Source organism: Funiculus sociatus GB2-C1 (genome assembly GCF_039962115.1).
GTDB classification, from domain to species: domain Bacteria; phylum Cyanobacteriota; class Cyanobacteriia; order Cyanobacteriales; family FACHB-T130; genus Funiculus; species Funiculus sociatus.
Map to the genome: position 1 here is coordinate 1 of NZ_JAMPKJ010000075.1, position 7,500 is coordinate 7,500.

Annotated in this window: 7 protein-coding genes (1 of these 7 only partly in view); 5 read left to right on the forward strand and 2 right to left on the reverse strand. The window is 47.0% G+C overall.

Annotated features, from left to right (window positions below; all coding sequences use genetic code 11):
* Positions 1 to 100 (reverse strand): IS1 family transposase (locus tag NDI42_RS24475; protein WP_190450560.1); only part of this gene is annotated, 100 nt, incomplete at its 3' end.
* Positions 101 to 251: 151 nt separating this feature from the next.
* Here NDI42_RS24475 and NDI42_RS24480 point away from each other — a divergent pair.
* From NDI42_RS24480 to NDI42_RS24505, 5 genes are all read left to right on the forward strand, one after another.
* The gene (locus NDI42_RS24480; RefSeq protein ID WP_190453736.1) at positions 252 to 1,472 is read left to right on the forward strand and encodes a caspase family protein; all 1,221 of its coding nucleotides are present in this window, start codon (positions 252 to 254) and stop codon (positions 1,470 to 1,472) included.
* 218 nt (positions 1,473 to 1,690) lie between these two features.
* Positions 1,691 to 4,999, forward strand: a complete 3,309-nt coding sequence (locus NDI42_RS24490) for a CHAT domain-containing protein (protein WP_190453733.1) — start codon at positions 1,691 to 1,693, stop codon at positions 4,997 to 4,999.
* 182 nt (positions 5,000 to 5,181) lie between these two features.
* On the forward strand, positions 5,182 to 5,703 hold the full coding sequence (locus NDI42_RS24495; RefSeq protein ID WP_190453730.1) for a photosystem I assembly protein Ycf3: 522 nt from the start codon (positions 5,182 to 5,184) through the stop codon (positions 5,701 to 5,703).
* Positions 5,704 to 5,854: 151 nt separating this feature from the next.
* A complete protein-coding gene (gatC, locus tag NDI42_RS24500; RefSeq protein ID WP_190453729.1) occupies positions 5,855 to 6,145 on the forward strand; it encodes an Asp-tRNA(Asn)/Glu-tRNA(Gln) amidotransferase subunit GatC in 291 nt (96 codons plus the stop codon).
* A gap of 86 nt (positions 6,146 to 6,231) precedes the next feature.
* Positions 6,232 to 7,218, forward strand: a complete 987-nt coding sequence (locus tag NDI42_RS24505) for a glutathione S-transferase family protein (protein ID WP_190453727.1) — start codon at positions 6,232 to 6,234, stop codon at positions 7,216 to 7,218.
* Between the two features lie 99 nt (positions 7,219 to 7,317).
* Here NDI42_RS24505 and aroA read toward each other — a convergent pair whose 3' ends face one another.
* Positions 7,318 to 7,500, reverse strand: partial view of a 3-phosphoshikimate 1-carboxyvinyltransferase gene (gene aroA / locus NDI42_RS24510; RefSeq protein ID WP_190453739.1) — the final stretch only. The gene runs 1,164 nt beyond the window's last position; the window shows 183 of its 1,347 coding nt (coding positions 1,165-1,347); its start codon lies off the right edge, out of view; its stop codon occupies positions 7,318 to 7,320.

A 7,500-nucleotide genomic window follows, 5' to 3' on the forward strand; every position in this document is an offset into this window, starting at 1 on the left:
CAAATTGTCTGCCACAATCTCGACATTTAAAATTTTGTTTACCAGTGTGAGTATGACCATTTTTTACAACGTATTGAGAGTCGCACTTGGGGCATTGCATAAGCTAAAAATTAAGGTAGGTTGAATAATTAAAATTATAGTTCATTAGCATTACTATGCAGGACTACCCAACTTTGGATACAAACTACTGGCTGTCGAAATAAACCGTTAAGGTAAAGGCACTTTGACACGCAATTATAAATAGAACAGTTATGGCACAGATTTCTCGTCGCCAGTTCTTCCTATTCGCTGGATCTACTCTAGGAACGTTAGGATTAAGCCAGCTTAATATTCAACGACAGGCGGATTGGTATGGCAAAGTTCTGGCAAAAAGTACCCCTCGCAAACTTGCCTTACTCGTCGGCATCAATAATTATCCCGACAAACCTCCAATTCAACCTTTGCGGGGGTGCGTCAATGATGTAGCGTTGCAGCGTCATCTCCTGATCCACCGCTTTGGTTTTAATCCCAAAGATATCTACACTCTGACTGATACACAAGCAACTCGCCAAGGAATTCTAGAGGCATTTGAAGAACATCTGATTAAACAAGCCAAGCCTGGAGATGTGGTAGTGTATCACTACTCAGGACACGGTTCTCGTGTTTCCGATCCAGATCCAATTGTTGTTGAACCAGGTAGTAAGAGTGGATTAAACGGCACTTTCGTTCCTGTTGATGCCACACTACCCACCGGATACCCAGACAAAGGTGGTGTCGTCAAGGACATTATGGGACACACATTGTTCCTGTTGATGTCAGCGTTGCAAACTGAAAATTTCACCGCTGTTCTAGATAGTTGTTACTCTGGTGGTGCTACCAGAGATCGTCGAGTGCGATCGCGAGATGGAGGCATGAAACTACAGATTTCTCCTGAAGAAAAAGCGTATCAACAAAGGTGGTTGTCACAACTGAAGCTTTCTCGCGAAGAATTTGTCAAACGGTATCGGGAGGGAGTTGCTAAAGGAGTTGTACTCGCTGCAACAGATCCTTCTCAAACGGCGGCAGATGCACGTTTTAATGGCTTTTATGCGGGAGCCTTTACCTATTTACTGACACAGTATCTCTGGCAGCAAACGAGTACGCCGGAGAGCGCGATCGCCCACGCAACTAAACACATACTGGACGCAGATAACCAAACACCCCGTTATGAAGTTAAAGTTGGCAGTGCGTATGAAAAGCAACCTATCTATTTCATCAATACCCCAAGTTCGGTAGCAAATGCAGTCATTACCGAAGTAAAAGGAAATAAGGCAACGTTGTGGTTGGGTGGTTTAAACCTGGCAACTATTGAAAATGGCACGGTGTTTACTATTATCGGTGCTAAGGGAGGTAGTGCAGGTCAAGTGACCCTGCAATCTCGTGAGGGCTTAATTGGAATAGGGACAGTTGAGGAGGTTGTTAAACCAGGGACACTGTTGCAGAAGATAGATTAATTCTGGGTTATTTGTCTTCCCTACATCCGCTAGGGAATGAATTCCCTGGCGAGTGAGTGGGCAAGCGAAAAATACCCACAATTTCGATTTACCAACTCGTTGATGGCGAGTATATCTTTAATCAGTTCAGAGAAAATGACTGGATTGAATCCCCCGCTTTCCCAGAGTTGAATTTGACAGCCGCACAGATTTTTAAATTTGGCCAATGATGAGGAGTTATGACTGAGATAGTAGCTAAACCCATTGAAGACATCGTGCCAAGAAAATCGTCTTTCCTGTTGCGCCTGGTATCGTTTCCAGGGATAGTCCATCGAAGTTTGGCGCTATTGATTGGTGTTCTGTTGTTGTCAGAGTCCGTAGCTGCCACACCGGGGCGCATGGGCGTAAGCATTGCCCAACAGCCAGCAACTACCGAGCAAGAAGCAACTCGCGTCGCAGCAGAACGAGCCTTTCAGGAGGGATTCCAACTCTATGAGCAAGGAACAGCAGAATCTCTACGACAGGCAATTACCAAATTGAACGACGCACTCCCCCTTTATCAAGCAGTCGGCGACAAAAAAGGGGAAGCCGTCACCCTCTTGGTCATCGGCAAAATCTACGACGATTTAGGAGAAAAGCAAAAAGCTCTGGAATTCTACAACCAATCCTTGCCCTTGAGTCGGGCTACTGGGCACAAGGCAGGGGAAGGCGTTACTCTCAACAACATCGGTGCAGTCTACGAGGCATTAGGAGAAAAGCAAAAAGCCCTGGATTTCTACAACCAATCCTTGCCCTTGAGTCGGGCTACTGGGGACAAGGCTGTTACCCTCAACAACATTGGTAGAGTCTACGACGCATTAGGAGAAAAGGAAAAAGCCCTGGACTACCTCAACCAATCCTTGCCCTTGAGTCGGGCTACTGGGGACAAGGCAATCGAAGCCTTCACCCTTAACTACATCGGTGTAGTTTACTCTGCCTTAGGAGAAAACCAAAAAGCCCTGGATTTCTACAACCAATCCTTGCCCTTGAGTCGGGCTACTGGGGACAAAGTAGGGGAAGCCCGTACTCTCAATAACATTGGTGCAGTCTACTCCGCATTAGGAGAAAAGCAAACAGCCCTGGATTTCTACAACCAATCCTTGCCCTTGAGACGGGCGACTGGGGACAAGGCTGGCGTTGCCGTTACCCTCAACAACATTGGTCTAGTCTACGCCGATTTAGGAGAAAAGCAAACAGCCCTGGATTTCTACAACCAATCCTTGCCCTTGAGACGGGCGACTGGGGACAAGGCAGGGGAAGCTCGTACTCTCAACGGCGTTGCTGAAGTCTACGGCGATTTAGGAGAAAAGCAAAAAGCCCTCGACTACCTCAACCAATCCTTGCCCTTGAGTCGGGCTACTGGGGACAAGGCAACCGAAGCGGTTACCCTCAATAACATCGGTGCAGTCTACCTCGCATTAGGAGAAAAGCAAAAAGCCCTGGAGTTCTACAACCAATCCTTGCCCTTAAAACGGGCGACTGGGGACAAGGCAGCAGAAGCTCGTACCCTCACTAACATTGGTAGAGTCTACGCCGATTTAGGAGAAAAGCAAAAAGCCCTGGAGTTCTACAACCAATCCTTGCCCTTGAGTCGGGCGACTGGGGACAAGGCAGCAGAAGCGGTTACCCTCAATAACATTGGTAGATTCTACGCCGATTTAGGAGAAAAGCAAAAAGCCCTGGAGTTCTACAACCAATCCTTGCCCTTGAGTCGGGCTATTAGGGCCAAGGCAACCGAAGCGGTTACTCTCTACAATTTCGCCTACCTAGAACGCAACCGAGGCAATCTCAATGAAGCTTTCACTCAAATGGAAGCTGCCATCAAAATCATTGAAAAACTCCGCACCAACATAGCAAGCCAGCAATTCCGCGCCTCTTACTTCGCTTCAGTGCAGAATTATTACCAGTTCTACATTGACCTGTTGATGCAGTTGCACAAACAGCAACCCTCCAAAGGATACGACTCTCTAGCCCTAAACGTCAGCGAACGTGCCAAGGCACGCAATCTTTTAGAACTCCTCACCGAAGCAAACGTTAACATTCGCTCTCGTGGAGACTCCAAATTAATTAAACAAGAGCGCACTTTACAACAGCAACTCAATGCCGCAGAACAAAGCCGCGTAAAACTCCTCGAAGGTTCCTATAACAACAAACAGTTAGCCGAGATCAAAAAACAAATTGAATCCCTCCTCAGCGAACTAGATCGAGTCCAAGCGGAAGTCCGCGTGAAAAACCCCGCCTATGCAGCAATCTCTCAACCGGGAGCCTTCACCCTCAACCTGCAACAAATTCAACAACAGGTACTTGATGACAACACCCTGCTATTGGAATATTCTCTAGGTAGCGATCGCAGCTATCTTTGGGCAGTCACTAAAACAGGCATTACCAGCTACGAACTCCCCAAACGCGCTGACATCGAAGCCGCAGCCAAGGAATTCTACAATCAACTTAAATCGGAAACAGGTAGCCTAGAATCTGGCATGAAATTGAGCCAGATTCTACTCTCTCCCGTAGCAAATCAACTAACTAACAAACGCTTACTCATCGTCAGCGACGGCGCATTGCAATCAATTCCCTTCGCCGCCCTCCCCATACCTACCGGAACCTCTCCCCCAACCCCTTCCCTGCAAGGGGAGGGGAGTAATTCTCCTGCACCCCCTTCCCTGCAAGGGAAGGGGGCTGGGGGGTTAGGTTTCACTCCTCTCCTCGTACAAAATGAAATCGTCAGCCTCCCCTCCGCCTCAACCTTAGGCGTATTAAGAAGTCAACTCAAAGGACGCAAACCTGCTGCAAAAACAGTCGCCGTCTTAGCAGATCCCATCTTCACCTCCGACGACAAGCGGTTGACATCTAAACCCCAGCAAAGCAACACTACAATTGCCAGCGACGCCAAACGATCTGCCGAAGAAGCTTGCCGCACCTCCGATCTCGAACGGCTTGAGTACAGCAGTAAAGAAGCCGAACAAATTCTCAAACTTGTACCTGCTTCTCAACACCTACAAGCCTTGGGTTCTAAAGCTTCTCACGCTACAGCCACCAGTCCCGACTTAGCTCAGTATCGCATGGTGCATTTCGCCACTCACGGCTGCGTCAACGAAGAGCAACCACAATTATCCGGCTTGGTGCTATCCCTGTTTGATGACAAAGGCAATCCGACAGATAATGGTTTCCTGCGTCTCCACGACATCTACAACCTCAATCTCCCCGCCGAACTCGTCGTCCTCAGCGCCTGCGAAACCGGACTGGGTAAAGATGTCAAGGGAGAAGGACTTATTGGGTTGACACGCGGCTTTATGTATGCAGGTGCAAAGCGAGTCGCTGTGAGTTTGTGGCGCGTCAACGATGTGGCAACGTCAAAGCTGATGGAGAAATACTACCAACAGATGCTGGACAAAGGGCTAAATCCGGTAGCAGCCTTGAGAGCAGCACAGTTAGAAATGTGGCAAACTGAGCAATGGAAAGCCCCTTACTACTGGGCAGCTTTTGTGGTGCAAGGCGAGTGGAGATAATTAACACGCGATTAAATTTACTACTACCAAGGGGGTTGATTAAGAAAAAGATGCGATCGCATCTCTTCATCTCAACCCAGTTAATGACCAACCAAAGCGCGTTAAATTAGCTTAAAGAGCATTATTGAACGATACACTGACAGGCTACACTTTCGCATTAGCGCAGAATTACAGAGACGGATATGCCAAGAACTCAACGCAACGACAACTTTATTGACAAAAGCTTCACGGTAATGGCGGATATAATCCTGAAGATCCTGCCAACCGATAAGAAGGCAAAAGAAGCCTTCGCCTACTACCGCGATGGTATGTCAGCGCAGGCGGATGGAGAATACGCCGAAGCCTTGGACAATTACAGGGAAGCCTTGACATTAGAGGAAGACCCTTACGACCGCAGCTATATCCTCTACAATATGGGGCTGATATACGCCAGCAATGGCGAACTTGAGCAGGCTTTGGAATACTACTATGAGGCGATTGAACTCAACCCGCGTATTCCCCAAGCTTTGAATAATATTGCCGTGATTTTCCATTACCAAGGAGAAAGGGCAAAAGAAGCTGGGGACATGGACAGCGCAGAAGCTTTATATGACAAAGCAGCCGAGTATTGGAAACAAGCAATAAGCATGGCTCCCAATAACTACATCGAAGCCCAAAACTGGCTCAAAACCACTGGTCGCTCAAAGATAGATGTATTCTTCTAGCTATTAGCTATAGCAGTCCTATTTGATTTGTGAAAATAACGAACCACCCAGACACAGAGAAAGAGAAGAGAGAGAAGTTTACAACTCATTTAGGATTGCTATATTAGCTATTAGCTACTCACTAATGACCACTAACAACTAAAGAATTCTGATGATTGACCGCGAACAAGTTCGTAAAGTTGCCCATCTCGCTCGTCTGGATATGAACCCTGAAGAAGAGGAGCAATTTACTACTCAATTGGGTAGTATTTTAGAATATTTTGAACAACTGAGCGAACTAGATGTCAGTGATGTGGAGCCAACAACACGGGCAATTGATGTCAGCAATGTGACGCGACCCGATGAAATGGAAGCCTATCCCAATCGGGAAGCTATCCTTACTGGTGCGCCAGATCGAGAAGAGGATTTCTTTAAGGTGCCGCAAATTTTAAGTGCTGAATAAGCAGAAGTTTATAAAGTGAGTATTACCCACCTTATAAACTTTGTTTTTAGTTTCTTGATAGGTGCAAGCTGTCAAAGGAGAAAATTATGGGTTTGGGTGTTCTTGTTGATGGAAAATGGGTCAGCGAAAGGGAGCAAGAAGACGATAAAGGAAAATTTATTCGCCCCTCGACGACATTCCGCAACAAAATTACAGCCGATGGTTCTAGTGGTTTTAAGGCTGAGCCGGGCCGCTATCATCTGTATATTTCTTGGGCTTGTCCTTGGGCGCAGCGAACCGCGATTATGCGAAAATTGAAGGGGCTGGAGGATGTTATCAGCCTCTCAGCTGTTGGCGCGGTAATCGATCAAAATAGTTGGGAATTTACTGATGAGCCGGGTGCGATTCCTGATACTGTGAACGGAAAAAATTATCTTTGGGAAGTCTATGTGGAAGCAGATGAAAATTACAGCGGTCGTGTAACTGTTCCTGTGCTTTGGGATAAAGAAACTGCGACGATTGTAAATAATGAATCTCGCGAAATTATCCGGATGTTGGATACGGAATTCGAGAATTTCGCTAAGTCAAATGTAAATTTTTATCCCTCAGATTTACAGGAGACGGTTGATAAGACTATCGATGCTATTTATCAACCAATTAATAATGGCGTTTATCGGGCGGGATTTGCTACTAGCCAAGCAGCGTATGAGGAAGGCGTAACAGACTTATTCGATGCTCTCGACCATTGGGAAAAGGTGTTAGATAGGCAACGCTACCTTTGTGGCGATCACATAACTGAGGCAGACTGGTGCATGTTCACAACGCTGTTGCGCTTCGATGCGGTGTACTATGTCCATTTCAAATGCAACTTGCGCCGCATTGTTGACTATCCCAATCTGTGGAACTACCTCAAAGACCTTTACCAACAGCCGGGGGTGAAGGAAACTTGCAACCTAGACCACATCAAACGGCATTACTACAAAAGCCACCCAAAAGTCAACCCGACTCGAATTGTGCCTAAAGGGCCGTTAATTGATTTTGAGGCACCCCACGACCGCGAACAGCGATCGCATACGCCTGCGGCGATCGCCTGAGACTTGCTGCTGTTAAAGTATGATTTTTTCAACAGAAGAGACGCGATTAATCGCGTCTCTTTATCTTTGTGGTTCCTTAAAAAAGGGGGCAAAGAGTTTTTAACCGCAGATTTGTTGCAGTGTAGGCGTGAAGTTAGGGTAGGAAATAGCCGCTGCTTCGGCACGGTTAATTGTGGTAGTCCCAGAGGCGTTGAGGGCGGCAATGGCGAGACTCATGGCTATCCGGTGGTCGGTATGACTATCAACATCAGTCCCATTAAGGGGAGTACCGCCAGTAATTTC